The organism is Amycolatopsis sp. NPDC033938 (assembly GCF_055575975.1).
The window spans coordinates 235,363-257,338 of sequence record NZ_JBVIRO010000007.1; the positions used below are offsets into that span (position 1 = coordinate 235,363).

The following is a 21,976-nucleotide window of genomic DNA, read 5'->3' on the forward strand; positions in this document are numbered from 1 at the left end:
GGGGTGTTCCCCGAAGTTTGAGGCAGCCGAGACCATCACGCCTCGGCTCGTCATGATCGACCGCTGCGAAAGGGCGTAAGTGGCAGCCGCAAGAACCGCAACCCGAAGCGGGACGAAGACAGCGACCGCAGCCGGCGAGCCGGCCGACGAGGCAGCCACCGGCGCGGCGAAGCCCGCGGCGCGCAAGACCGCCGCCAAGGCGGCCGGCGCGAAGAAGGCCCCGGCGAAGAAGGCTCCGGCCAAGAAACCCGCCACCAAGGGTGTCAAGACCGAAGACGGCGATCCGGAAGACGGTCCGATCGAGCTCGACGAAGCCGACCTCGAAACCCCGGATCTGTCCGACCTGGAAGAGGTCGAGGTGGACGTCGTCGACGCGACGGTCACCGAAGACACCGAAGAGGACGCCGAGTCCGACGAGGACGCCGAAGAGACGCCCCCGCGGCGCCGCACGGTGGCCGACAAGAACGCCGGAAAGACCTCCGACAACCCGGACTTCGTCTGGGACGAGGAAGAGTCCGAGGCGCTGCGCCAGGCCCGTAAGGACGCCGAGCTCACCGCTTCGGCCGACTCGGTCCGCGCGTACCTCAAGCAGATCGGCAAGGTCGCCCTGCTGAACGCCGAGGAGGAGGTGGAGCTCGCCAAGCGCATCGAGGCCGGGCTCTACGCCGCCGAGCGCGTCCGCAACGCCGAAGAGGAGGGCGAGAAACTCGTCACCCAGATGCGGCGCGACCTCAAGTGGATCGTGCGTGACGGTGAGCGGGCGAAGAACCACCTCCTGGAGGCGAACCTCCGGCTCGTGGTCTCGCTGGCCAAGCGCTACACCGGCCGCGGCATGGCGTTCCTGGACCTGATCCAGGAGGGCAACCTCGGCCTGATCCGCGCGGTCGAGAAGTTCGACTACACCAAGGGCTACAAGTTCTCCACGTACGCCACCTGGTGGATCCGTCAGGCGATCACCCGCGCGATGGCCGACCAGGCCCGCACCATCCGTATCCCGGTGCACATGGTCGAGGTCATCAACAAACTCGGCCGTATACAGCGTGAGCTGTTGCAGGACCTCGGTCGCGAGCCCACCCCCGAAGAGCTCGCGAAGGAAATGGACATCTCCCCGGAGAAGGTCCTCGAGATCCAGCAGTACGCCCGCGAGCCGATCTCGCTCGACCAGACCATCGGCGACGAGGGCGACTCGCAGCTCGGTGACTTCATCGAGGACTCCGAGGCCGTCGTCGCGGTCGACGCGGTGTCGTTCACGCTGCTGCAGGACCAGCTCCAGTCGGTGCTGCAGACGCTGTCCGAACGTGAGGCGGGTGTGGTGCGGCTGCGGTTCGGCCTCACCGACGGCCAGCCGCGCACGCTCGACGAGATCGGCCAGGTGTACGGGGTGACCCGTGAGCGCATCCGGCAGATCGAGTCGAAGACGATGTCGAAGCTGCGTCACCCGTCGCGTTCGCAGGTGCTGCGCGACTACCTGGACTGATCCCAGGCTCACGGAAAACCCCGTCACCGTTTCGGTGGCGGGGTTTTTCGCGTCCGGTGTCGAATCGCGGCCCGCTCGTTCGACGCGTGGATATGACGACGAACCCGATCGCGACCAAGAACCTCGACCGCTACGGCTCCGCGGAGCTGCCGTGGAGCCGTCCTCGCGACATCCTCGCCGAAGACACGCCCACGGCCGACCTGACCTTTTTCGTGACGACCGTGCGCCCCGACGGACGGCCGCACTCCGCGGGTGTCGGCGCCGTGTGGGTGGACGACGCCCTGTACTTCAAGGGCGGGCCCGGCACCCGGCGCTCCCGCAACCTCGCGGCGAATCCGGCCTGCGGTGTTTCGGTGCGCCTGCGGGGAATCGACCTCACGCTGGAGGGCGAAGCCCATCGGGTCACCGATCCGGCGACGCTAGAGCGGGTGGCCGCGGTGTACCGGGCCGGTGGCTGGCCGGCCACGGCGGAAGGTGACGCGCTGACCGCGCCCTACAGCGCGCCCAGCGCGGGGCCGCCGCCCTGGCACCTGTACCGGCTCACCCTCCACCGCGCCATCGGCGTGGCAGGCGCCGAACCGTATGGCGCCACGCGATGGGATTTCGCCGTGTGAGCGTCGCGTCAGGGGCGACCGGTCAGGGTCGTCCAGGGGACGTGCACGGTCACCCGTTCCCGGAGCTGCTCGTTCATCAGCCACAGCTCCCCCGTCGCCGGCCAGTACGACAGGTTCTGCGAGTTCACCGGCGCCTTGCCGCTGAGCCTCGACGTCGACGTGCCACCGACCCCGCCGTGCAGACAGGACGGATGGTCTCCCGCCACCCCGGCGTATTCCGGGCAGGTCCCCGTCAGCACGAAGTACCCGTCGCGCGCCACCGCTCCCTGCATGCCCCACACCGGTGACACGAATCCTTCCTTCGCGTGCACGGTCCCGTCGTCCGACAGCTTGGGCAGCCCCGTCGCGCGGTCGACCGGCCAGCGCAGCACCCGGCCCCCGGCGGCACCGGGCACGTGTTCCGCGGTCACGATCGAGCCGTCGCTGTGGTCGAAGGACATCGTCGCGAGACACGGCCGCACCCCGGGCGCGCCGGTGCAGGTTCCGCCGCCGGGATACCAGTAGGCGCCGATCTGCGGCATCGCGTAGTCGTAGAACGCCGCGTGGTACTTGCCGTCCGGGCCCTTCCCGACGACGCCGGAGCTGTCGTCGACCTTCCAGAAGTGCGTCGTGTCGAAAACCCGCACCACTCCCCCGGTGGTCGCGACGAACAGCCGGTTCCCGATCCACGTCATCCCGTGCCCGTGCCCGGCCACGACGGCGAAGTTGTCGTTCGACGTCGGTTCGACGAGCAGCACGTGCCGGTAGCCGAGCCCAGTCGCGTCCACAAAGGACAGACGGACCATGGTGTCGCCCGGGGTGTGCCAGGAGGCGGCCACGACCCGTTTGCCGCCGACCTTCCCGGTCGCCGCGTCGGCGTCGCCGGAACCGGTCAGGCCCTGCGGGATCCAGTCGTTGGTCTTGTCGTCTCCTGCGTCCTCCCAGCAGAATCCCGCCGGTTTCAGCGCCGTCGCGAGATACGTGCCGTGGCACAACGGCCGCGCGGTCCGGTTCGCCGACGACAGGATCTCCGGCAGGCCACGCGCCGGGAGCTGTCGCTCCAGCGCGGCGATCCGCGCGCCGTAGACGTCGAAGCTCGTACCCGGCGTCCAGCGAAAGCCGTCGACCGTGGCCGCGTCCATCCGGGGGAAAGCGGCCGCGGCGGAGGCGATCCCGGGAACGAGCGCGAACACCAGCAAGAGTGAAGCGAGCAGTCCCAACCTCTTCATGCCCGCGAGCATCCCGGCCCCGCGCATACTTTCGATACAAACGCCTCAGGACACCGAAAGCCCGCGCTCGGCCAAGGATTCCTCGACGCGCAGCCGTTCGATCCCGCGGTCGAACCCTTCCGGCAGCTCGTTCAGCCGGTGGTCGACCTCGACCTCCCGGCAGGCCTGGACGAGCAGCGCGTCGTACGCCTGCCGAGTGCCGTACCGGCGGACGGCCGAAGCACCGGGAGGGAGCTCCGCCAGCAGCCGGTGCACCCGGCGGAGATCGGCGGCGAGTTTCTCGATGGGCGGGCCCGCCGGGATGTCCGGTTCGCGGCGGCGTCGCCGGCGGCGCACCGCCTCGGGGACTCTCAGCGCGCACCAGAAAAGAGCCGACGGCGCCACAGCGACAACGGCGTACAGCGCGACAGGCACGATGGCCATGACCCATGGTAATCCCGCTCGGAGGGGTCGGAGAAGCCGTGAACCCGGCTATATTCGCGACTGTGCTGACCGAGAAGCCGGCCGAGGGCTACCGCTATCCGGACACCGGCGACCACGTCACCGGCATGTTCATCCGACGGCACGAACCCTACGACGGCTACTGGGCGGCCAGCGAGGAGCGCGCGCTCGGGAAGGTCGCCGAACGGCTCACCGCCACCCTCGGTGCGCGAGCCGGGATCAAGGCGCTCGACGCCGGTTGCGGGGAGGGCAGGCTTCTTCACTGGCTCGCCCGGTTCTCCGCCGACATCACCGCCGCGGATCCCGACCGGGAAAGGCTGGCGAAGGCGAGCGAGACCGTCGTCGGGGACACCCGGCTCTCCTTTTTCGCTTCCCCGATCACCGAACTCGACGGTGGCCCGTACGACCTCGTCGTCTGCAGTCACGTCATCCAGCACGTGCCGACTTCGCAGGTCGCGCCCATCCTGCGACGGCTGGCCGAGCTCACCGCGCCCGGCGGCGCCCTGGTGCTGGCCTACAGCCGCGCACCGATCGGACGGGGCGCCTTCAGCCTGGACAGTGTCGAAGGCGGCGAGGTCCGTTCACGCCGGATCGGCCGCGAAGAATTCGACAAGGCGCTACGCGACGGCGACGGCCCGGTGCTCCCGGTCCGCTATCTCGACCCGGCGGAGGTAGCCGCCGAAGCCGCCGAAGCCGGCTGGAGTACCGACTGGGAATGGACCTACCACGTCCTCGACGACCTCGGTCCCGCCGACGACCACATCGACCGTGACGAACTGGTCAACGCCTCCGGCCCGCTCCGCCGTCACCTCGGCCGGGATCTGGTCACCGTGCTGCGCCGCGAATCCGCATGACGGCGGTGCTCCTCACCTACGCCTGGGCGGTCCCGCTGTCCGAGCGGGAGGCGGGGAAGGTACTGGACGGCGGCCGGGATCGCGGCCTGCTGACCCATCTCGACGGGAAACTCGGCGAGGAATGGACCGCCGCGGAGAACTTCCTCACCACCTACACCACTCCGCCGAACCGCCGCGTGCTGCGCAAACGCACCGGTGGCTCCCGGCTGTCGATCCGAGTCGGCGCGGTCAGCCTGCCCTGCGAGCTCATCGTCACCTGGCATCCGGCCTATCACGCGATGACGCTGATCCTCGCCACCACGATCACCGGACCGGAGCCTGCCCCACCCGCCGCCGACTTCGATCTCGCCATCGCCGTCCTGCAGAGCCTTCAAGGCCGTGAGGCGACGAACGGGGAGAACGGGCTGCGCGGCGGCTACGGCGAGAAGTCGTTCCCCTCGCTCCTCAAGGCCGTCACCCATATCTTCGAGGATCTGACCAGGGGCTGCGGCCTGACCGAAGGGCTCGGCCGCAAGGGCTGGTGCGTCGAATTGCGGTCACACGACGGACATCCGCCCGCGCAGCGGGTCGCGGCCGATCCCCGCCCGTTCTACGGGCTGGCGACCAGCGACGAGGGCTGGCGGTTCGTACCCCGCGAGGTCGCCAGGGACGCGCTCGGCCCGTCCTGGGGCACCCGGTCCTTCGTCGCCGCCTACCCGATGGCGGGCGGGATCGTCTGCCTCAACAGCAAGGATTCCGACTACGTCGAGCAGCAGGCCGAGCTGATGCGCGGCCCGTTCGGCGCGGTCGAACCGTACTTCGGCATCGACAGCGACGTCGGCGGCCTCGACCACGGCATGCTCTTCATCCTCGAACGGGTCCTGATCCGGATGGCACTCGCCGACCAGTGGCTGCGCACCGCCCAGCGGGAGATGCGGGCGCTGACGGCGAAAGAGAAGGCCGCGAACCGCACCCGGCTGCTCCGGGGTTCGCTCGACGACATCCTCGAAATGCTGCACTCGGTGCTCCCGCCCGAGGTCGATTCGCTGGAGCGCCGTCTGGTCACCAGCATGGGGGTGGAGCGGATCATCGCCCAGCTCGACCGGCAGGCCGAGGCGATGGACGAGGAGACCCGCTATGCCTACGAGAACACGGTGAGCGCGCGGGTCACGCGGCTCACCGTGGTGACCATCGTGCTGACGGTCGTCACCCTCGTCCTCGGCGTCCTGCAGGTGCTCGTCTCACTCTGATCCGCCGCCGCGGTGTTTGCGGGCACGCTCGGCGAACAGCACCCCGACCCCCGCCGCCACCATCAGCGCGCTCGCCACGATGTGCATCCCCGGCGGGAGCAGGTGGAGCTGCACGAACCAGCTCGGGTTGCCGCTGCCCAGCAGCCGGTTGATCAACCCTCCCCCGCCCTGCACCAGCAGAAGGATCCCCAGCAGTTCGATCATCGTCGCATCCCGTCCGTAACCGGTTCGTCGTTGCCGTCCTTGGGCGAAAGCTCCTGCCACAACGGGCCGGTGGCGAACCAGATGGCCGTCACGACCCCCAACCGCGGCAGCCAGCCCCACAGCTGCGCGACCTGCTCGGTGTCGCCGGCCATGAAGATCAGCGCCAGCAGCAAGACGGCGGCGATCCCGCAGGCCAGCACGCATTTACCCCATTCACGCCATTCGGCGCGGGCCTTCGCCCGTCCCCTCGGCTTGGGCGGTGGCGGCGGCCCGCCCGCGAACCGGTGCGCGAACCGCACGTCGGCCCATCGGATCATCGAAGGCCCGAACGCCACGCTGAAGCCGAGATAGACCGCGGCGAGGCCGTGCACGAAGTTCGCCTTGCCGCCGCCCTGGAGGTCGAGCACCGTCGCGACCAGCACCACGATGTCGATCACCGGGGTGAGGGCCAGCAGGACGGTGCTCGTCCGCTTGAGCCGGAGCAGGTAGCGGGCCAGCAGGCCGGCGCCGATGGCGACCCAGAAACCGATCTCCCCGGCGGCGATCACCGCCGCCATCGGATTCTCCGCGAAGAAGTCCCAGATCTTGTTCACGCTTCGAGCTTCGCCCGAGGTGGCGGCCCGGCGCGTCGGCGAAGGGCAGGAGATCATCGTCATCAGTTCGTAGGACCCCGCCGCCCGTCCCGGTGTGCTGGGATGGGGCGGTGCCCACGTTAGTCCCGCGCCTGAGCCACCTTCCGCGGTGGAAGCAGGACCTCGTCATCGCGCTCGGCACCTGGCTCATCGGCGTCCTGGTCTACCTCAGCGGGATGCAGGTACTGCTCAACGGACCGGACACGACGCCACTGTGGATCCGGCTGACCGAACTGACCGTGCTGTGCTCGCTGGAGATGCTGCGGCGCGAGGTCCCGTGGGCGCTGCTCTGCGCGCTGGTCGTGGTCGCCGCGGACGTGGCGATCGGCCCCTCGCTGCCGATCCTCGTCGTCTTCACCGATTTCCTCTACGCCGCGACGCTCTACGGATCGCGGCGGGCCAGCAGGGCGATGATCGGCATCGTCGCGACCGGGACGCTCGCGGTGGTCTGCCTGGCGCTCGTCCTCTCCTCGCAGTGGCGGACGGGGATCCTGGTGGCGTTCGCGTTCCTGCCGTTCCTCGTCACCCCGGTGTGGTGGGCGGCGAACGTGCGGCAGCAGCGGGACATCGCCGACAACGAACGGGCGAACGCGGTCCAGCTGGCCACGATCGGCGAACTGGACCGGAAGGCCGCCGTCGCCGGGGAACGCTCGAAGATGGCGCGGGATCTGCACGACGTCATCGCCGGGCATCTTTCGGCGATCGCGCTCCAGTCCGAAGCGGCGTTGTCGATGGCGGACGCCGACCCTCGGCTGTCCAGGAAGGTTCTGGAATCGGTGCGGGAGAACAGTGTGAGCGCGCTGGAGGAGATGCGCGCGATGATCGGGCTGCTGAGGGCGGACCCCGCCACCGGGAGTACCGAGATCGAACCGACCGCGCCCGCCCGGCTGGCCGAACTGTCCAAATTGGTCGAATCGGCGAGGGCGAGCGGACTGGTGGTCGAAGTCCGTTCCACTGTGGATGGAGCCGCGCCGCTCCCGGCCGCCGTCGATCTGACGGCATACCGGATCGCGCAGGAAGCGCTCACCAATGCGGTGAAACACGCCCCCGGCGGCAAGGCCGTCCTCGACATCCGCTCGGGCGGCGGCATACTCACCGTCGAGGTACGCAATGATCTTCAGTCGGGGCACCCCGAAGACGGCGGGACCGGACTCGGCCTGCTGAACATGCGGGAACGTGCCGCCGCGGTGGGCGGCACCCTCGCCGCCGGGCCGTCCGGCGGCGGCTGGCTGGTCCGCGCCGAACTGCCTCTGGAGGGGTCATGACCATCAAGGTGCTCGTCGCCGACGACCACGGCGCGATCCGGGCGGGGCTGATGATGATCCTCGGCAACGCCGAAGGCATCGAGGTCGTCGGCGAGGCCGCGGACGGTGCCACCGCCGTCCGCCAGGCGAAGGCCCTGAAGCCCGACGTCGTACTCATGGACGTCCGGATGCCCGGCGTCGACGGCATCGCGGCCACGCGGGAACTGACCGCGGAGGGACTGTGCGAAGTCCTGGTGCTGACCACTTTCGACCTCGACGAGTACGTGCACGCCGCGCTGCGGGCGGGTGCGGCCGGATTCCTGCTGAAATCGGTGGAAGCGTCGCGGCTGATCGAAGCGGTGAAACTGGTCGCGGCGGGCGAAGGGGTGCTCGCCCCGCAGGTCACGCGGAAGCTGATCGCCGCGTTCGCCGAAGGGACCCGCGAACCGTCCAGTGCCCCCGACGGGCTCGCCGACCTGACCGAACGCGAGCGCGAGGTGCTGGCATGTCTGGGCGGTGGCCTGTCCAACGCGCAGATCGGCACCCGGCTGCACATCGGCGAGACCACGGTGAAGACGCACGTTTCACGCGTACTGACGAAGCTGGAACTGCGGTCGCGGGTACAGGCGGCGATCCTCGCGCAGGAGAACGGCGTCACCCTGGAAAGCTGATCTCCACCGTTCTGCAAGGCGGGCGGCGATCTTCTAGCGTGACCCTTCATGCGCCGAACTCTGGACGTGGACGAGGTCCTGAAGCGACAGGACTCCAGTGAGCTGAAACGCCGCCTGCACGGGCGTGACCTGATCGGCTTCGGGGTCGGCATCATCATCGGCACCGGCATCTTCACCCTCGCCGGCGTCGAAGCCAAGACCCACGCGGGCCCCTCGGTGACGCTGTCGTTCGTGCTCGGCGCCGTCGTCGCCGGGATGGCCGCGCTCTGTTACGCCGAACTCGCCTCCAGCGTGCCGACGGCCGGGAGCGCCTACACCTACGCCTTCGCCACCCTCGGCGAGACCTTCGCCTGGATCATCGGCTGGGACCTGCTGCTCGAGTTCGCCCTCGGCGCGGCCGTCGTGTCACGGGGCTGGTCCGGCTACCTCGCGAATCTGATGGGCCTCTCCCCCGACTGGTTCGGCGAAGACGCGAAAGTGAACATCGGCGCCGTGCTGATCATCGCCGTGCTGACCGTGATCGCCGTCATCGGGATCAAGGAGTCGGCACGGGTGACGAATCTGCTCGTGCTGGTGAAGGTCGCGGTATGCGTGCTGATCCTCGCGGTCGGCGTGTTCTACATCCGCGGCGAGAACCTCCTCCCGTTCATCCCGCCCGCCCAGCCGCCCGCGGAGACCGCCGGAGCCCTGCACCAGCCGATCGTGCAAGCGGCGCTCGGCCTGGAGCAGTCCGTCTACGGCATCGCCGGAATGGTCACCGCCGCCGCGGTCGTCTTCTTCGCCTACACCGGTTTCGAAGCGCTCGCCAACCTCGGCGAGGAGACCGTGAACCCCAAACGCGACCTCCGGGTCGGCATCCTCGGCGCGCTCGGCGTCTGCGCCCTGCTCTACATCGGCGTTTCGCTGGTGCTGACCGGGATGGTCCCGTTCGCCGAGATCGACGCGGGCGCCCCGCTCGCCGACGCCTTCGACCGGGTCGGGCAGCACTGGGTCGGCGCGCTCATCTCACTCGGCGCGGTCACCGGGCTGACGTCGGTGATGATGGTGGAACTGGTGACGATCGGCCGGATCGGCTTCGCGATGGGCCGCGACGGCCTGCTGCCGAAGAAGTTCGGCACGGCGCATCCGCGCTGGGGCACCCCGCACCGGATGACCATCAGCGGCGCCGTGCTGATCGCGGTGCTGGCCGCGTTCATCCCCATCTCCGAACTCGCCGACATGGTCAGCATCGGCGCGCTGTCGGCGATGATCATCGTCGCGGTGGCCGTGCCGGTGCTGCGGAAACGCCGTCCAGGCCTGGAGCGCCCGTTCACCGTGCCGTTCTCGCCGTACCTGCCGATCGTGGCGGCGCTGGCGTGCTTCTACCTGATGCTCAACCTCGACGTGATGACCTGGCTGCGGTTCGCCGCGTGGCTGGTGCTCGGCCTGCTGATCTACGTCTTCTACGGGCGCAAGCACTCGCGCTTCGCGAAGAACGACCTCAGCTCCACAGACCGGCCGTCGTGATCGCGGCGACGGCGGCCTCGGCGTCGCCTTCGTCCACCACGATCAGCATCCGGTTCAGCGCCGCGGCCACCCATTCCACCGGCTGGTCGTGCATTCCGTTGTCCCCCAAGGAAGGGTAACCATCCATAATGGACAGAAGGGTGCCTTCCGCGCCGATCCGCATACCGGCGACCAGGACGGCATGGCCGACGGCGGGACGCCACCGCGACGACCACAGCGGCGGGATACCCGTGTCGAGGTAGTCGAGCAGCGCCCGCACCGGGGTGTCGTGCGCGCCGAATTCGGCCGGATCGACCTCGGCGATCACCGCGACCCGCGGCAGCCGCCACAGCCCGGCCAGGAGCATGAACAGCGACTGCGGCGCCCAGTGCCCGGTGGCGGGCACGGCGGCGAGCCGTCCGCCCGACAGCGCCTCGATCGCCCGCGGGAGGCCGTCCGGCGTGGTGCCGGTCACCGCGGAGACCTCGTCCTGGCCCGAGACGTCGAAGCCCGCGGCGCGCAGGGCGGCCAGCGCCACGAACGGCCCGGCGAGCCCGTCCTTCTGCGGGAGTTCGGCCCGCGCGACGGCGACGAGGTGCTCGCCACCGGGGAGCCAGCGCTGTCCCGACAGACCGGTCCGGTCGCCGTCGATTCCGGAGGACATCGGCTCAGTATCGGCGTTCAGAGGGGCGCCGGGCCATCGCGTTTCTCCGGCGAGCGCAGCGCCACCCCGGCGACGACGGCCAGCGTGCCGAGCGCCTCGGGAAGGGTCGGTACCTGCTTCAGCCACAGGAAGCCGATGACGCCCGCCGTGACCGGCAGCAACGCGAGCAACAGCGCGAACCGCGCCTGCCCCGCCTTGCGCAGGACCACCTGATCCAGCGCGTACGGCACGACGGTCGAGAGCAGGCCGACCCCGATGCCCAACAGCAGCAGACGTGGCGAAGCCCACACCGCGCCGGTGCCGAGAGCCAGCGGCGAGAGCACGACGGTGCCGACGGCGAACCCGACGGCCAGCCCGTCGATCCCGTTCCCGCCGACCGCGACCCGCTTCCCCAGCAGGATGTACCCGGCCCAGGCGGCCGCCGCGCCCAGCGCGAAGAGCACGCCCAGCAGGCTGCCTTCGAGCCGGACGTCCGCGATGGCCACCACACCGGCCACCACCAGCAGCAACGCGAAGGCGTCACGGCGGGTGCGCGAGCCGAACGCCGCGACCAGCACGGGCCCGGCGAACTCCAGCGCGACGGCCGTGCCCAGCGGCAAGCGCGCGATCGCCTCGTAGAAGAGCACGTTCATCCCGGCGGTGACGACGCCGAACGCGCCGGCGAGCAGGAACGTGCGGCCGGTCCACGCCGAACGGGGCGGCCGCCGCCACGCCAGGAGCACGACCGCGGCCCCGAGACAGCGGAGCCAAGCCACCCCCGCGGGTGAGGCGACCGAAAAGAGACCTACGGCGACGGCCGCGCCGGCGTACATGGAAATTCCGCTGAGAACGAACAGAACCGGGGCCGGGACGCTCGAGAGGCGGCTCCGGACGACTGCGATACCCACCCCCGCATGGTGCCTGACATGGGAAAAGCCGGGTGCAGGGGGAGTCTTCTCCTACGTTGCGTGATTACGCTACGGCATCCGAGGTAATTACCAGTGACAAATGAGACACCCAGGCGGGAACACTTGCGGGCCGCCAAACGTCTGGAAGAGTGGAAGCACGAACACGGCGGAGCCGGGAACGAACGTTTCAGGCATCAGTGCCGAAGTGGTCGTAGCTGGATCGATGGCACCGGGTCACCGGTGCCGGGACGGAGGGAGACTCCAATGACTTCACCGACGCTCACCCGCCCCGAACTGACCGCTGCCGACCGATGCGACCGGTGTGGAGCTGCAGCCCAGGTTCGAGCCATTCTCAGCACCGGTGGCGAGTTGCTCTTCTGTGGTCACCACGCCCGCGCACACGAAACGAAGCTCAAGGAAATGTCCGCGGACATTCAGCGGTAACCACCAGTCCACGACCACCCGGCGGCCGGCTGCTCCCCCATGGAGCGGTCGGCCGCCCTGTTTTAGCTAGCAGAAACATACATACCGTGTGTATGTTTCTGACATGACCAGCGACCCTCTTGGCGAGACGCACGAGGTGGACCTCGGCGGCGCCCGCATCCGCTACCGCGACCGCGGCGAAGGCCCTCCGGTGGTCTTCGTGCACGGTCTGCTGACCAACGGCCTGCTCTGGCGCAAGGTGGCCCCCGCGGTCGCCGACGCCGGGTTCCGCTGCCTGACCCCGGACTGGCCGCTGGGCTCGCATGAAATCCCGGTTCCCGATGCCGACCTGAGCCCGCCCGGCGTCGCCGCGCTCATCGCCCGGTTCCTGGACGTGCTCGACCTGACCGACGTGACGGTGGTCGCCAACGACACCGGCGGCGCGCTCACGCAACTGCTCATGACCACCTCGCCCGAACGCGTCGGCCGGGTCGTGCTGACCCCGTCGGACTCCTTCGAGCGGTTCCTGCCGCCGATGTTCGCCCCGCTGACCACGCTGGCGCGGATCCCCGGCGGCTTCCGGCCGGTGATCCAGGCGCTGCGCTCACGACGGCTGGTGAAGGCGACGAAGTTCGGGTGGCTGGCCAAGCATCCGGTCCCGGACCACGTCCTCGACGCGTACCTGCTGCCCAGCAGGCGGAATCCGGCGATCCGCGAGGACGTCGTACGGTTCACCGCCGCGATCGACCGGCGCTACACGCTGACCGCGGCCGAGCGGCTGCCCGCGTTCGAGAAGCCCGTGCTGCTGGTGTGGGCGCCAGAGGACCGGCATTTCCCGCTGTGGCTGGGCAGGCAGCTCGCCGGTGTCCTGCCGAACGCCGAGCTGAAGACGATCGAGGACTCCTACGCCTTCGTGCCGGAGGACCAGCCGGAGCGGCTGAGCGCCGTGGTGGTGGAATTCCTGGGTGCCCACGCCACGACGTAGCCAGACCGAACGCTCGCGGTCGACGCGGACCGCCCTGATCACCGCGGCGCGCCCGCTGTTCGCCGAACAGGGCTACGCCGCCGTGCCCGCCGACGAGATCGTCCGGGCGGCAGGCGTCACCCGCGGCGCGCTCTACCACCACTTCGGGGACAAGCAGGGGCTCTTCCGCGCCGTGGTCGAGCAGCTCGAAACGGAGATCACCGACGAGCTCAAGGCCGTCCTGCGGACCGGGGAGGATCCCTGGACGGCCGCGCTCGCGACGCTGACACGGTTCCTCGACGTCTGTGTGCGGCCCGAAGTCGTCCAGATCTCCTTCACCGACGCCCTCGCCGTACTGGGCTGGCAGGAGTGGCGCGCGATCGAGCAACGCTACGGGCTGGGGCTGATCACCGAGATCCTGGAGTCGGTCGCCGCCGACGGGAAACTGATCCCGGCGCCGATCCCGGAACTGGCGCAACTGGTGATGACCGCCTGCGGCGAGGCGGCGCTGATGATCGCGCACGCCGAGGATCCCGAAGCGGCGAAGGCGCGGTGCCTGCAGGCGCTGGTGGCCCTGCTGTCGGGCCTCGTGAAAGACCGCGTTTAGTCCTCTGAACGCGGTACTTGCACACGCAAGGACCGCATCCAGAGGACTGAACGCGAGCTAGACGGTGTCCAGGATCATCTCGAAGGCCGCTTCGGCCGCGCCGAGCAGTTTCACGTCGGCGCCCAGCGCCGAGCTCACGATCTGCGTCCCGCCGACCGCCCGGCTGACCAGGCTCCGCCGCCGGACCTCGGCCGCGACCGCCCCCACCACCGAATCCGGCAGGGCGGTGAGCAGGTCGCCCAGCACGACCAGCTGCGGGCCGAGCAGGTTGACGACGTTCACCAGGCCCACCGTCAGCCATTCCGAGAACTCCGAAAGCCGCTCCTCGGCGGCCTGCGGGTCGCGGCCCAGTTCGCGCAGTTCGACCAGGATCGCCCCGCGCGTGGTCTCCTCGGGCAGGTCGAGCGCCCGGCACAGGGCCGCCTCGCCGACCTCGGTCTCCCAGCAGCCGCGGGAGCCGCAGTAGCAGGGACGACCGCCAGGCCGGACCGCCATATGCCCGATCTCACCGACGTAGCCCGCTCCCCCGCGCAGCGACGAGCCGTCCGCGATGATCCCTCCCCCGACACCGACGTCCGCGGAGACGTACACGGCGTCGGACGAGCCCCGCGCGGCTCCGCGCAGGTGTTCGGCGATGGCGCCGAGTTCGGCGTCGTTGCCGACGAGGATGGGAATGCGCAGCACACCGCCGAGCCGTTCCCCGAGCGACACGTCGGTCCAGCGCAGGTTGGGCGCCTCGTGCACGTGCCCGTCCGCCCGGCGGACGACGCCGGGCACGGAGACCCCCGCGGCGATCGGCTGCACGCCGAGGTCGCCCGCCAGCATGGTGGTCGACTCGATCACGTGCGTGATCACCTCGTCGGCCTCCCGCATCCGGCCGCGGAGGTTCCAGCTGTTGCGCCCGAGGATCTGGCCGCCGAACCCGATCAGCGCGATCGCCACGTGTTCGACCTGGAGGTCGACCGCGAGCACCACCGCCGCGTGCGGCTGCGGCAGGACCAGGAGCGAGGGGCGGCCTGCCCCTCGTCCCGGCCTCGGGACCCTCTCCTCGACGACGCCCGCTTCCGCGAGCCCGTCGACGAGGGTCTTGATGGTGCTGCGGTTGAGCCCCAGCTCGGTGGCCAGGGTCGCCCTGGTGCTCGGGCCGCTGACGTGCAGCAACCGGAGCAAGGTCGTGCGGTTGTGCCTGCGCACCTCGTCTGGTCGTGCAACGGGTGTGCTGGTCACGGACTTCATCATTCCATGCGGGCTCAGCGCGGTGACGCAGCCGCGCGGCGCCGGGACAGCGCGTCCACCGTGGCCGCGAGCAACAGCACCAGACCGGTGACGATGTTGACCACCGCCGCCGACTGCTTCAGCAGGCCGAGCGCGTTCTCCACGACCGCCAGCACCAGGCCACCGATCACCGCGTCGACCACGCGGCCCTTGCCGCCGAACAGCGACGTGCCACCGATGACGGCGGCGCCGACGGCGAACAGCAGCGTGTTGAGGCCACCGGCCTGCGGGTCGACCGAGCCGACCTTCGACGAGTAGACGATCGCGCCGATCGCCGCCACCGCCGAGCAGATGACGAACACCGACGCCCGGATCTTCTCGACGTTGATACCGGCACGGCGCGCCGCCTCGCGGTTGCCACCGACGGCGTAGATGTGGCGGCCGTACTGCGTGCGGTTAAGCACGTAGGTGCCGAGCACCAGCAGGCCGAGCACGATCGGCACGACGTACGGGACACCGGAGATCACGATGTTCGGGTTGGGCGCGCGGTTCAGCGTCAGCAGATAGGTCGCCACCGCGGCGACCACCGCGATCGCGCCGACCTTGAGCAGCACCATCGGCGTCGGCTGGGTGACCAGGCCGCGCTTGAGCCGGGAGAAGTGCTGGCCGAGTGTCACCGCGGCGAACCCGCCCGCCGCGATCAGGAAGAGGACCCAACTGCCCACTGTGGACAGATTGCCGTTGGCGACCTTGAACAACACGTCCGAGGTACTGATGCCGAGCGTGCCGCCCTCACCGATGAACTGCAGGATGACACCTTGCCAGGCAAGGAAAAGCGCCAGCGTCACGACGAACGAGGGCATGCCGATCTTCGAGACCAGGAACCCGGTCAGCACCCCGATCGCACCGCCGACGCTGATCGCGAGCAGGATCTCGATCCACGGGTTGGCGGCCGTTCCCGACAGCACCAGCGCGATGGCGAGCACCGCGAACCCGACGCCCGCCCAGATCCGCAGGATCACCCCGAGCAGACCGGCGATCGCGAGTACCACGAGGAACGCGATGAAGACGCCGTTCCCCATCCCGCCCAACAGGTTTCCGTTGCGCACGTAGTGCATCGCGAGTACGGCGGCGGTGACGCCGGACGCGGTACCCGCGGACAGGTCGATCTCGCCGAGCAGCAGCACGAACACGATGCCCATCGCGATGATCGCCTTGCCGGCACCCTGTGCCAGCAGGTTCGCGATGTTGTTCATCGTCAGGAACGTGTCCGACAGCGAAGCGAACACGATCACCAGCACGAGCAGGCCGAGCAACGCCGGGAGCGAGCCCAGCTGTCCCGCCTTGATCCGGGAGAAGTAGTCGCCGATCGCTTCCGACGTTGACATCGATGTCGTGTCGATGCCGAAGTCCGTGATGGCCGCCGACGGGTTGAGCGCGGCGGCCGCCGACTTGCCCCCCTCCGGCGAGGCGGGCTTTGCAGGTGTCTCAGTCATTTCCGGTTCTTTCTCGCCCGTGTTAAAGGACGGCGGCTTCGGGGCGGGCAAGGCCGAGATCGCCGGAACGGCCGGCGGTGATCAGTTCCACGACCTGGCCGTGGGTGACGTCCTTGGTGTGCACGTTGGCTACGAGGCGGCCGAGGTAGAGCACCGCGATGCGGTCGGCGACCTCGAACACGTCGGCCATGTTGTGGCTGATCAGCACCACACCGAGGCCCTGTTCGGCGAGTCGGCGGACCAGGTCGAGCACCTGGCGGGTCTGCGCGACGCCGAGCGCGGCGGTCGGCTCGTCGAGCAGCACGACCTTGGAGTCCCACAGCACGGACTTGGCGATCGCGACGGTCTGCCGCTGTCCACCGGAAAGCGCCGAAACCGGGGTACGGACGGATTTGACGGTGCGGACCGAAAGCGACGCGAGCGTCTCGCGGGCGGCTTTCTCCATGCTGGCCTCGTCGAGCAGCCATTTACTGCCGCGTTCCCGGCCGAGGAACATGTTCTGCACGATGTCGAGGTTCTCCGCCAGGGCGAGGTCCTGGTAGACGACCTCGATCCCGAGATCCGCTGCGTCACGCGGGCCGTGGATATGGACCGGCTCGCCCTGGAACTTCACCGTGCCGGAGTCGTAGCCGTGGATCCCGGCGATCGACTTGACCAGGGTGGACTTGCCTGCCCCGTTGTCGCCGACCAGCGCGGTGACCTCACCGGCCCGCACGTCGAAGTCCACGTCGTGGAGGACGTGGACCGGTCCGAAGCTCTTGTTGATCTGCCTTAGTTCGAGGATGGGTTCGCTCATGGGGGTTTCTCGAATTCTCCCGGCTGGGTACCGGGCCGGGACGCGCTGTCGGGAGGAGCGCCCCGGCCCGGTTGTCTGGATTTAACGGGTCAGGAGATACCGAGCTGCGCGCAAGCCGCGGCCAGGTCGCCGCCACAGATCTCGGCGGCCTTGACGTAACCCTGCGTCACGACCTCCTTGACGCCGTCCTTGGTGGTCATCTTCGGCTCGAGGAGCACGGACTTGACGTCGCGGTTGCCCTTCGGGTCCTTCGCCTTGCCGGTGGCCAGCGCGTCGGCGCCCGGCTTGTCGCCCTTGGCCAGCAGGACGGCGAGCTTCGCCGCGGCCTCGGCCTCTTCCTTGATCGGCTTGAAGACCGTCATGTACTGGTCGCCGCGCAGGATGGCCATGAGGCCGTCCGCGGTGGCGTCCTGACCGGTGACCGGGACCTTGCCGTTGAGGCCGTTCTTCTTCAGCACGGTGATGACCGCGCCGGCGAGACCGTCGTTCGCGGCGACGACGCCGTCGACCTTGCCCTTGTTGTCGGTCAGGATCTGCTCGAAGGTCTGGCCGCCCTTCTGGTTGTCCCAGTTGTCGATGGCCTGTTCGCGCACGAGCTTCAGGTCACCACTGGCGAACTTCGGCTGCAGGACGGACTTCTGGCCGTTGGCGAACAGCGTCGCGTTGTTGTCGGTCGGGGCACCCTCGATCATGATGACCTCGGCGCCCTTCTTGTCCTTCAGCGCGTCGGCGAGGCCCTGCCCCTGCAGCTGGCCGACCTTCTCGTTGTCGAACGAGACGTAGTAGTCGGAGCTGCCGCCGAGGTTCAGCCGGTCGTAGTCGATCGTCGGGATACCCGCGGCCTGCGCCTTGCGGGCCACCGCCGCGCCGACCTCGCTGTTGATGGAGGCGATGATCAGGACCTTGACGTTCTGCCCGATCATGCCGTCGGCCAGCGTGGTGAACTTCTGGACGTCACCCTGCGCGTTCTGGACGTCGGCGTCGAAGCCCGCGTCCTTGAGCGCCTTGGTCAGGTAGGGCTTGTCGAACGCCTCCCAGCGCGCGGAGCTGGCGGTCTCCGGGAGGATGACGCCGACCTTGCCACCGGTGGCGGCACCACCGGGAGCGGGCGCGGACTGCGAGGAATTGCCGCTCCCGGAGTCCGCGGTGTTGGCGCCACAGGCGGAGAGCACCAGGCCGGCGCCCACTGTCGCGGCGAGGAGGGTAAGGGTTCTGCTGCGCATCCTCGAACCTTTCCGAATCTTGCTCGCGGGCGGCGATCCAGGAGGACCCGTCGCACCATCGCGCATATGTTGTGGGCGACAACATATGCCGCCGAAAGGGTTTCGCGGAAGACGGCTGAATCGATTAAGCCTCATCAAATGGACACGGTTTGGCAACGTGGCCGTAGCAAGGCGTACGAAGTCCAGGTGCGCTGACAGTGTGACCGCCACCACTCACGGAGCGTGACTGCGACTGCCGGGGTGTCCCGGTCCCCAACGCTATGAAAGGTCCTTTCCTTGCAAAATTTGCAAGGAAAGGACCTTTCATAGCACGTCTTCACCCTGCCCCGCGGATGCTGAGTCGCTTCCCGACCGGGGCGCATGGCAACGCACCGTGAGGGCTCGTGTGAGGCGCGGGCCGTAAGTAAGACCCGGCTGCGCGTGAAGGCCCCCTTCCCCGCATCACACGCGGCGAAGGGCGCTTTCCTCGCATGCAATGCGGGGAAAGCACCCTTCAGCCACGTGTGTAAGTAAGAAGCGGCTACCAGGAACGCAGGGTGACGATGCGCTCTTCGAGCTGCTCCACCGTCGCCATCGCGGTCGGCGGCCCGCCGCAGACCCGGCGCAGCTCGTTGTGGATCGCGCCGTGCGGCTTCTTGGTGCGGTGGTGGTGCACGCCCACGAGGGCGTTCAGCTCCTTGCGCAGGCTGCCGAGCCGTTCACTGACCGACTGCGGCCGCGCGACCGGCGCGGCCTCCTCGGCCTTGGGCTTGCGCCGCTTCTCGTCGGCGATCTGCTCTTCCTGCCGCTTCCGCAGCAGGGCGCGGACCTGGTCCGGTTCGAGCAGCCCCGGCAGCCCGAGGTACTCCTGCTCCTCGTCGGAACCGGAGAACACCGCGGTCCCGAACGAGTTGCCGTCGTAGATGACCTGGTCGAGTTCGGCGGAGGCGCCCAGCGAGGTGAACGCCTTCTCTTCTTCGCCCGGCTCGTCCTCGGTGCGGTTGGCCTGGGCGAGGAGTTCGTCCTCCCAGCCTTCCTTCTCCCGGTGCGGCTTGCCGAGGACGTGGTCGCGCTGCGCTTCCAGCTCACTGGCGAGTTCCAGCAGCACCGGCACGCTCGGCAGGAAGACCGAAGCGGTCTCGCCGGGCTTGCGGGAACGCACGTACCGGCCGATGGCCTGCGCGAAGAACAGCGGGGTCGACGCGCTCGTGGCGTAGACGCCGACGGCCAGGCGCGGGACGTCGACGCCTTCGGACACCATCCGGACCGCGACGAGCCAGCGGTCGGTCGAGTCGGAGAACTCCTTGATCCGCCCGGACGCCTTGGGGTCGTCGGAGAGGACGACCGTCGGGTTCTGGCCGGAGATGCGCTGCAGGATCTTGGCGTAGGCGCGCGCGGACTCCTGGTCGGTGGCGATCACCAGGCCACCGGCGTCCGGGATGCCGTTGGCGCGCAGCTGCGCGAGGCGGGTGTCGGCGGCCTGCAGCACCGCCGGGATCCATTCGCCAGCCGGGTCGAGCGCCGTGCGCCAGGCCCGCGCGTTCTGCTCGGCGGTCAGCGGCTCACCGAGCCGCGCGGTGAACTCCTCCCCCGCGCTCGTGCGCCAGGAGGCCTCACCGGAGTAGGCGAGGAAGACGACCGGCCGGACCACGCCGTCGGCGAGCGCGTCGGCGTAGCCGTAGGCATGGTCGGCCTTGCTGCGCTGGAAACCCGAGCCGTCGGGTTCGTAGGTGACGAACGGGATCTGCGAGTCGTCGCTGCGGAACGGCGTCCCGGTCAGCGCGAGACGGCGGACGGCGGGCGTGAACGCCTCGCGGACCGCGTCGCCCCAGGACTTCGCGTCACCGCCGTGGTGGATCTCGTCCAGGATGACGAGGGTCTTGCGGTTCTCGGTGCGCACGCGGTGCAGCGTCGGATGTGCCGCGACCTGCGCGTAGGTGACCGCGACACCCTGGTAGTCGCGTGAGGTGGCGCCGGCGCCGTTGCGGAAGTTCGAGTCGATCGCGATACCCGCGGCCGCCGCCGAGGCGGCCCACTGGTGCTTCAGGTGCTCCGTCGGCGCGACGATGGTGATCGCTTCGACGGTCCGGTCGCTCAGCAGCTCGGCGGCGATCCGGAGACCGAACACCGTCTTGCCCGCGCCCGGCGTCGCGACCGCCAGGAAGTCCTTCGGTTTCTTCGTCAGGTACTTCGTCAGCGCGCGGCGCTGCCAGGCACGCAGCGGCCGGGCGGTGCTGTCCTTCGCCGCGGGAGGCGCACCCAACGTGCCACGATCACGTTCCACTGTTTCCGACATGCCGGTCACCTCCCTCTCCCTCAAAAGCGCTGCTCACCGCTGTCTGACAAGCAAAAGCCCCCACTTTGGTATCCGGCCGCGACGCCGGCGCCTGAGGTGAGGGCACTGGAGTGAGCCTACCCGCCGGGCCCGTGGAACGCCGGAAGCGCCACCCCCGTTGTCGGTTTACTCACCCGAAATGCCAGGGGTGACGAGCCGAATGCCACGACATGGACCATGCTGGACACCGTCAAGGGCGCTCGGCGCTGGCGGAGGAGCTGCATGAGCGAGGAGAACGGCCGGGAAGAGCCGGCCGCTGGGGCCGTGAAGGTCCGCAGAGGTCCGTTGCGCCTGCTCAGCCGCACGCTCAACAAGGCGTGGGAAGGCAACATCTTCTCCGAGGCCGCCGAAGCCGCGTTCTGGCAGACGCTGTCGCTGCCGCCGCTGCTGCTCGGGCTCCTCGGCTGCCTCGGTTTCGTCGGCGACTGGTTCGGCCAGGAGGTCGTGACCGCGGTCCACGACCGGATCATCACCTTCAGCAAGACGATCTTCAGCGACAACGCCGTCCACGACATCATCGAGCCGACGGTCAACAGCATCCTGTTCGTCGGCAAGGGCGAGATCGTCTCGATCGGCTTCCTGATCTCCCTGTGGGCGGGTTCGTCGGCGATGTCGTCGTTCGTCGACGCGATCACCGTGGCGCACGACCAGTACGGCGTCCGCAACGACGTCTGGCAGCGGATCTTCGCGCTGCTGCTCTACCTTGCCGGGCTGGTCATCCTGGTGGTCGGCCTGCCGCTGCTGGCGATCGGCCCGGACCTGCTCCCCCAGTTCTTCCCGAACGACTGGCGCGACACGGTTTCGTACTGGGTCGGCACGCTGTACTACCCCGTTCTCGGGGGGATGATCGTGCTGGCGCTCACCACGCTCTACAAACTCTCCCTGCCGCGCCGCCTGCCATGGCACCGCGGCTTGCCCGGCGCGATGCTCGCCATGATCGTGTTCCTGCTCTCCAGTGTCGGCCTGCGCATCTACCTCAACTGGATCACCAAGACCGGCTACACCTACGGCGCGCTCGCCGCGCCGATCGCGTTCCTGCTGCTGATGTTCTTCATCGGGCTCGCGGTGGTCGGGGGCGCCTACTTCAACAGCGCGATCCAGGAGCTGTGGCCGGCGAAGGCGACCAAACGCCAGCGCCGGAAGTGGCGGCGGCTGGAGATGGAACGGGCCAGCGAACGGATCCGCGCCGAGGAGGGCCGCAAACGGTGGGAACGGACCACCGTCCCGCTGCGACGGCCCCGTCAGGACGACGAGGCCGGATCGGAACACTCGGTGAACGAAGAGACGCAGAGCGAAGCCGATCAGGTGACCGAACGGCGAAGTTGACA

General features: G+C 69.2%; 22 protein-coding genes. 11 read left to right on the top strand and 11 right to left on the bottom strand.

Annotated features, from left to right (window positions below; genetic code table 11):
* Window positions 1-79: 79 nt before the first annotated feature.
* A complete protein-coding gene (locus ACZ5ZX_RS20520; protein ID WP_465503578.1) occupies window positions 80-1,477 on the top strand; it encodes an RNA polymerase sigma factor in 1,398 nt (465 codons plus the stop codon).
* Between the two features lie 92 nt (window positions 1,478-1,569).
* Entirely contained in the window at window positions 1,570-2,091 is a 522-nt protein-coding gene (locus ACZ5ZX_RS20525) for a pyridoxamine 5'-phosphate oxidase family protein (protein ID WP_465503579.1), read from the top strand.
* An 8-nt stretch (window positions 2,092-2,099) separates the two neighbouring features.
* Here ACZ5ZX_RS20525 and ACZ5ZX_RS20530 read toward each other — a convergent pair whose 3' ends face one another.
* Complete coding sequence (locus ACZ5ZX_RS20530) at window positions 2,100-3,299, bottom strand: hypothetical protein (protein WP_465503580.1); 1,200 nt, start codon at window positions 3,297-3,299, stop codon at window positions 2,100-2,102.
* Window positions 3,300-3,344: 45 nt separating this feature from the next.
* Window positions 3,345-3,722, bottom strand: coding sequence for a hypothetical protein (locus tag ACZ5ZX_RS20535; RefSeq protein WP_465503581.1), 378 nt, complete (start codon window positions 3,720-3,722; stop codon window positions 3,345-3,347).
* A 62-nt stretch (window positions 3,723-3,784) separates the two neighbouring features.
* Here ACZ5ZX_RS20535 and ACZ5ZX_RS20540 point away from each other — a divergent pair, with 62 nt between their 5' ends.
* Entirely contained in the window at window positions 3,785-4,594 is an 810-nt protein-coding gene (locus ACZ5ZX_RS20540) for a class I SAM-dependent methyltransferase (RefSeq protein WP_465503582.1), read from the top strand.
* The gene (locus ACZ5ZX_RS20545) at window positions 4,591-5,823 is read left to right on the top strand and encodes a hypothetical protein (protein WP_465503583.1); all 1,233 of its coding nucleotides are present in this window, start codon (window positions 4,591-4,593) and stop codon (window positions 5,821-5,823) included. Before ACZ5ZX_RS20540 ends, ACZ5ZX_RS20545 begins: the two co-directional genes overlap by 4 nt.
* Here ACZ5ZX_RS20545 and ACZ5ZX_RS20550 read toward each other — a convergent pair.
* Window positions 5,815-6,027 carry a hypothetical protein gene (locus tag ACZ5ZX_RS20550; protein ID WP_465503584.1) on the bottom strand — a complete coding sequence of 71 codons (213 nt, stop codon included), beginning with the start codon at window positions 6,025-6,027 and terminating at the stop codon, window positions 5,815-5,817. The genes ACZ5ZX_RS20545 and ACZ5ZX_RS20550 overlap by 9 nt on opposite strands.
* Entirely contained in the window at window positions 6,024-6,620 is a 597-nt protein-coding gene (locus tag ACZ5ZX_RS20555; protein WP_465503585.1) for a hypothetical protein, read from the bottom strand. The genes ACZ5ZX_RS20550 and ACZ5ZX_RS20555 overlap by 4 nt, the downstream gene beginning before the upstream one ends.
* A gap of 110 nt (window positions 6,621-6,730) precedes the next feature.
* On the opposite strand from ACZ5ZX_RS20555, the gene ACZ5ZX_RS20560 reads away from it, so the two are divergent.
* From ACZ5ZX_RS20560 to ACZ5ZX_RS20570, 3 genes are all read left to right on the top strand, one after another.
* Complete coding sequence (locus tag ACZ5ZX_RS20560) at window positions 6,731-7,924, top strand: sensor histidine kinase (protein WP_465503586.1); 1,194 nt, start codon at window positions 6,731-6,733, stop codon at window positions 7,922-7,924.
* Window positions 7,921-8,574, top strand: a complete 654-nt coding sequence (locus ACZ5ZX_RS20565; RefSeq protein WP_465503587.1) for a response regulator — start codon at window positions 7,921-7,923, stop codon at window positions 8,572-8,574. The genes ACZ5ZX_RS20560 and ACZ5ZX_RS20565 overlap by 4 nt, the downstream gene beginning before the upstream one ends.
* A 66-nt stretch (window positions 8,575-8,640) precedes the next feature.
* On the top strand, window positions 8,641-10,080 hold the full coding sequence (locus tag ACZ5ZX_RS20570; RefSeq protein ID WP_465503666.1) for an APC family permease: 1,440 nt from the start codon (window positions 8,641-8,643) through the stop codon (window positions 10,078-10,080).
* Here the strand turns inward: ACZ5ZX_RS20570 and ACZ5ZX_RS20575 are convergent.
* Together ACZ5ZX_RS20575 and ACZ5ZX_RS20580 are read right to left on the bottom strand one after the other, a co-directional pair.
* Window positions 10,055-10,723 (bottom strand): DUF6885 family protein, encoded by a 669-nt coding sequence (locus ACZ5ZX_RS20575; protein ID WP_465503588.1) that lies wholly within the window; start codon window positions 10,721-10,723, stop codon window positions 10,055-10,057. The genes ACZ5ZX_RS20570 and ACZ5ZX_RS20575 overlap by 26 nt on opposite strands.
* Before the next feature lie 17 nt (window positions 10,724-10,740).
* Window positions 10,741-11,535, bottom strand: a complete 795-nt coding sequence (locus ACZ5ZX_RS20580; RefSeq protein WP_465503589.1) for an EamA family transporter — start codon at window positions 11,533-11,535, stop codon at window positions 10,741-10,743.
* Window positions 11,536-11,874: 339 nt separating this feature from the next.
* Between ACZ5ZX_RS20580 and ACZ5ZX_RS20585 the strand changes: the two genes are divergently transcribed.
* The 3 genes from ACZ5ZX_RS20585 to ACZ5ZX_RS20595 all read left to right on the top strand — a co-directional run bounded on the left by ACZ5ZX_RS20585 (window position 11,875) and on the right by ACZ5ZX_RS20595 (window position 13,604).
* Window positions 11,875-12,054 (top strand): DUF7455 domain-containing protein, encoded by a 180-nt coding sequence (locus ACZ5ZX_RS20585; RefSeq protein WP_016332937.1) that lies wholly within the window; start codon window positions 11,875-11,877, stop codon window positions 12,052-12,054.
* 103 nt (window positions 12,055-12,157) lie between these two features.
* Window positions 12,158-13,018, top strand: a complete 861-nt coding sequence (locus ACZ5ZX_RS20590; protein WP_465503590.1) for an alpha/beta fold hydrolase — start codon at window positions 12,158-12,160, stop codon at window positions 13,016-13,018.
* A complete protein-coding gene (locus ACZ5ZX_RS20595) occupies window positions 12,999-13,604 on the top strand; it encodes a TetR/AcrR family transcriptional regulator (RefSeq protein ID WP_465503591.1) in 606 nt (201 codons plus the stop codon). Before ACZ5ZX_RS20590 ends, ACZ5ZX_RS20595 begins: the two co-directional genes overlap by 20 nt.
* A gap of 57 nt (window positions 13,605-13,661) precedes the next feature.
* On the opposite strand, the gene ACZ5ZX_RS20600 is transcribed toward ACZ5ZX_RS20595, so the two are convergent.
* The 5 genes from ACZ5ZX_RS20600 to ACZ5ZX_RS20620 all read right to left on the bottom strand — a co-directional run bounded on the left by ACZ5ZX_RS20600 (window position 13,662) and on the right by ACZ5ZX_RS20620 (window position 20,609).
* Entirely contained in the window at window positions 13,662-14,843 is a 1,182-nt protein-coding gene (locus ACZ5ZX_RS20600) for an ROK family protein (protein WP_465503592.1), read from the bottom strand.
* An 11-nt stretch (window positions 14,844-14,854) separates the two neighbouring features.
* Complete coding sequence (locus tag ACZ5ZX_RS20605; RefSeq protein WP_465503593.1) at window positions 14,855-16,315, bottom strand: sugar ABC transporter permease; 1,461 nt, start codon at window positions 16,313-16,315, stop codon at window positions 14,855-14,857.
* A gap of 22 nt (window positions 16,316-16,337) precedes the next feature.
* The gene (locus ACZ5ZX_RS20610; protein ID WP_037303892.1) at window positions 16,338-17,111 is read right to left on the bottom strand and encodes an ATP-binding cassette domain-containing protein; all 774 of its coding nucleotides are present in this window, start codon (window positions 17,109-17,111) and stop codon (window positions 16,338-16,340) included.
* 89 nt (window positions 17,112-17,200) lie between these two features.
* The gene (locus ACZ5ZX_RS20615) at window positions 17,201-18,334 is read right to left on the bottom strand and encodes a sugar ABC transporter substrate-binding protein (RefSeq protein WP_465503594.1); all 1,134 of its coding nucleotides are present in this window, start codon (window positions 18,332-18,334) and stop codon (window positions 17,201-17,203) included.
* Window positions 18,335-18,854: 520 nt separating this feature from the next.
* The gene (locus tag ACZ5ZX_RS20620) at window positions 18,855-20,609 is read right to left on the bottom strand and encodes a DEAD/DEAH box helicase (protein ID WP_044854448.1); all 1,755 of its coding nucleotides are present in this window, start codon (window positions 20,607-20,609) and stop codon (window positions 18,855-18,857) included.
* Window positions 20,610-20,870: 261 nt separating this feature from the next.
* Here ACZ5ZX_RS20620 and ACZ5ZX_RS20625 point away from each other — a divergent pair, with 261 nt between their 5' ends.
* On the top strand, window positions 20,871-21,974 hold the full coding sequence (locus tag ACZ5ZX_RS20625) for a YihY/virulence factor BrkB family protein (RefSeq protein ID WP_465503595.1): 1,104 nt from the start codon (window positions 20,871-20,873) through the stop codon (window positions 21,972-21,974).
* Window positions 21,975-21,976: the final 2 nt, after the last annotated feature.

Excerpts from the sequence above, each read along its gene's own strand:
- ACZ5ZX_RS20525 (WP_465503579.1), top strand. The coding sequence starts at position 1,570 with ATGACGACGAACCCGATCGCGACCAAGAACCTCGACCGCTACGGCTCC.
- ACZ5ZX_RS20530 (WP_465503580.1), bottom strand. The coding sequence starts at position 3,299 with ATGAAGAGGTTGGGACTGCTCGCTTCACTCTTGCTGGTGTTCGCGCTC.
- ACZ5ZX_RS20535 (WP_465503581.1), bottom strand. The coding sequence starts at position 3,722 with ATGGCCATCGTGCCTGTCGCGCTGTACGCCGTTGTCGCTGTGGCGCCG.
- ACZ5ZX_RS20545 (WP_465503583.1), top strand. The coding sequence starts at position 4,591 with ATGACGGCGGTGCTCCTCACCTACGCCTGGGCGGTCCCGCTGTCCGAG.
- ACZ5ZX_RS20550 (WP_465503584.1), bottom strand. The coding sequence starts at position 6,027 with ATGATCGAACTGCTGGGGATCCTTCTGCTGGTGCAGGGCGGGGGAGGG.
- ACZ5ZX_RS20565 (WP_465503587.1), top strand. The coding sequence starts at position 7,921 with ATGACCATCAAGGTGCTCGTCGCCGACGACCACGGCGCGATCCGGGCG.
- ACZ5ZX_RS20575 (WP_465503588.1), bottom strand. The coding sequence starts at position 10,723 with ATGTCCTCCGGAATCGACGGCGACCGGACCGGTCTGTCGGGACAGCGC.
- ACZ5ZX_RS20580 (WP_465503589.1), bottom strand. The coding sequence starts at position 11,535 with ATGTACGCCGGCGCGGCCGTCGCCGTAGGTCTCTTTTCGGTCGCCTCA.
- ACZ5ZX_RS20585 (WP_016332937.1), top strand. The coding sequence starts at position 11,875 with ATGACTTCACCGACGCTCACCCGCCCCGAACTGACCGCTGCCGACCGA.
- ACZ5ZX_RS20590 (WP_465503590.1), top strand. The coding sequence starts at position 12,158 with ATGACCAGCGACCCTCTTGGCGAGACGCACGAGGTGGACCTCGGCGGC.
- ACZ5ZX_RS20600 (WP_465503592.1), bottom strand. The coding sequence starts at position 14,843 with ATGATGAAGTCCGTGACCAGCACACCCGTTGCACGACCAGACGAGGTG.
- ACZ5ZX_RS20605 (WP_465503593.1), bottom strand. The coding sequence starts at position 16,315 with ATGACTGAGACACCTGCAAAGCCCGCCTCGCCGGAGGGGGGCAAGTCG.
- ACZ5ZX_RS20610 (WP_037303892.1), bottom strand. The coding sequence starts at position 17,111 with ATGAGCGAACCCATCCTCGAACTAAGGCAGATCAACAAGAGCTTCGGA.
- ACZ5ZX_RS20615 (WP_465503594.1), bottom strand. The coding sequence starts at position 18,334 with ATGCGCAGCAGAACCCTTACCCTCCTCGCCGCGACAGTGGGCGCCGGC.
- ACZ5ZX_RS20620 (WP_044854448.1), bottom strand. The coding sequence starts at position 20,609 with ATGTCGGAAACAGTGGAACGTGATCGTGGCACGTTGGGTGCGCCTCCC.
- ACZ5ZX_RS20625 (WP_465503595.1), top strand. The coding sequence starts at position 20,871 with ATGAGCGAGGAGAACGGCCGGGAAGAGCCGGCCGCTGGGGCCGTGAAG.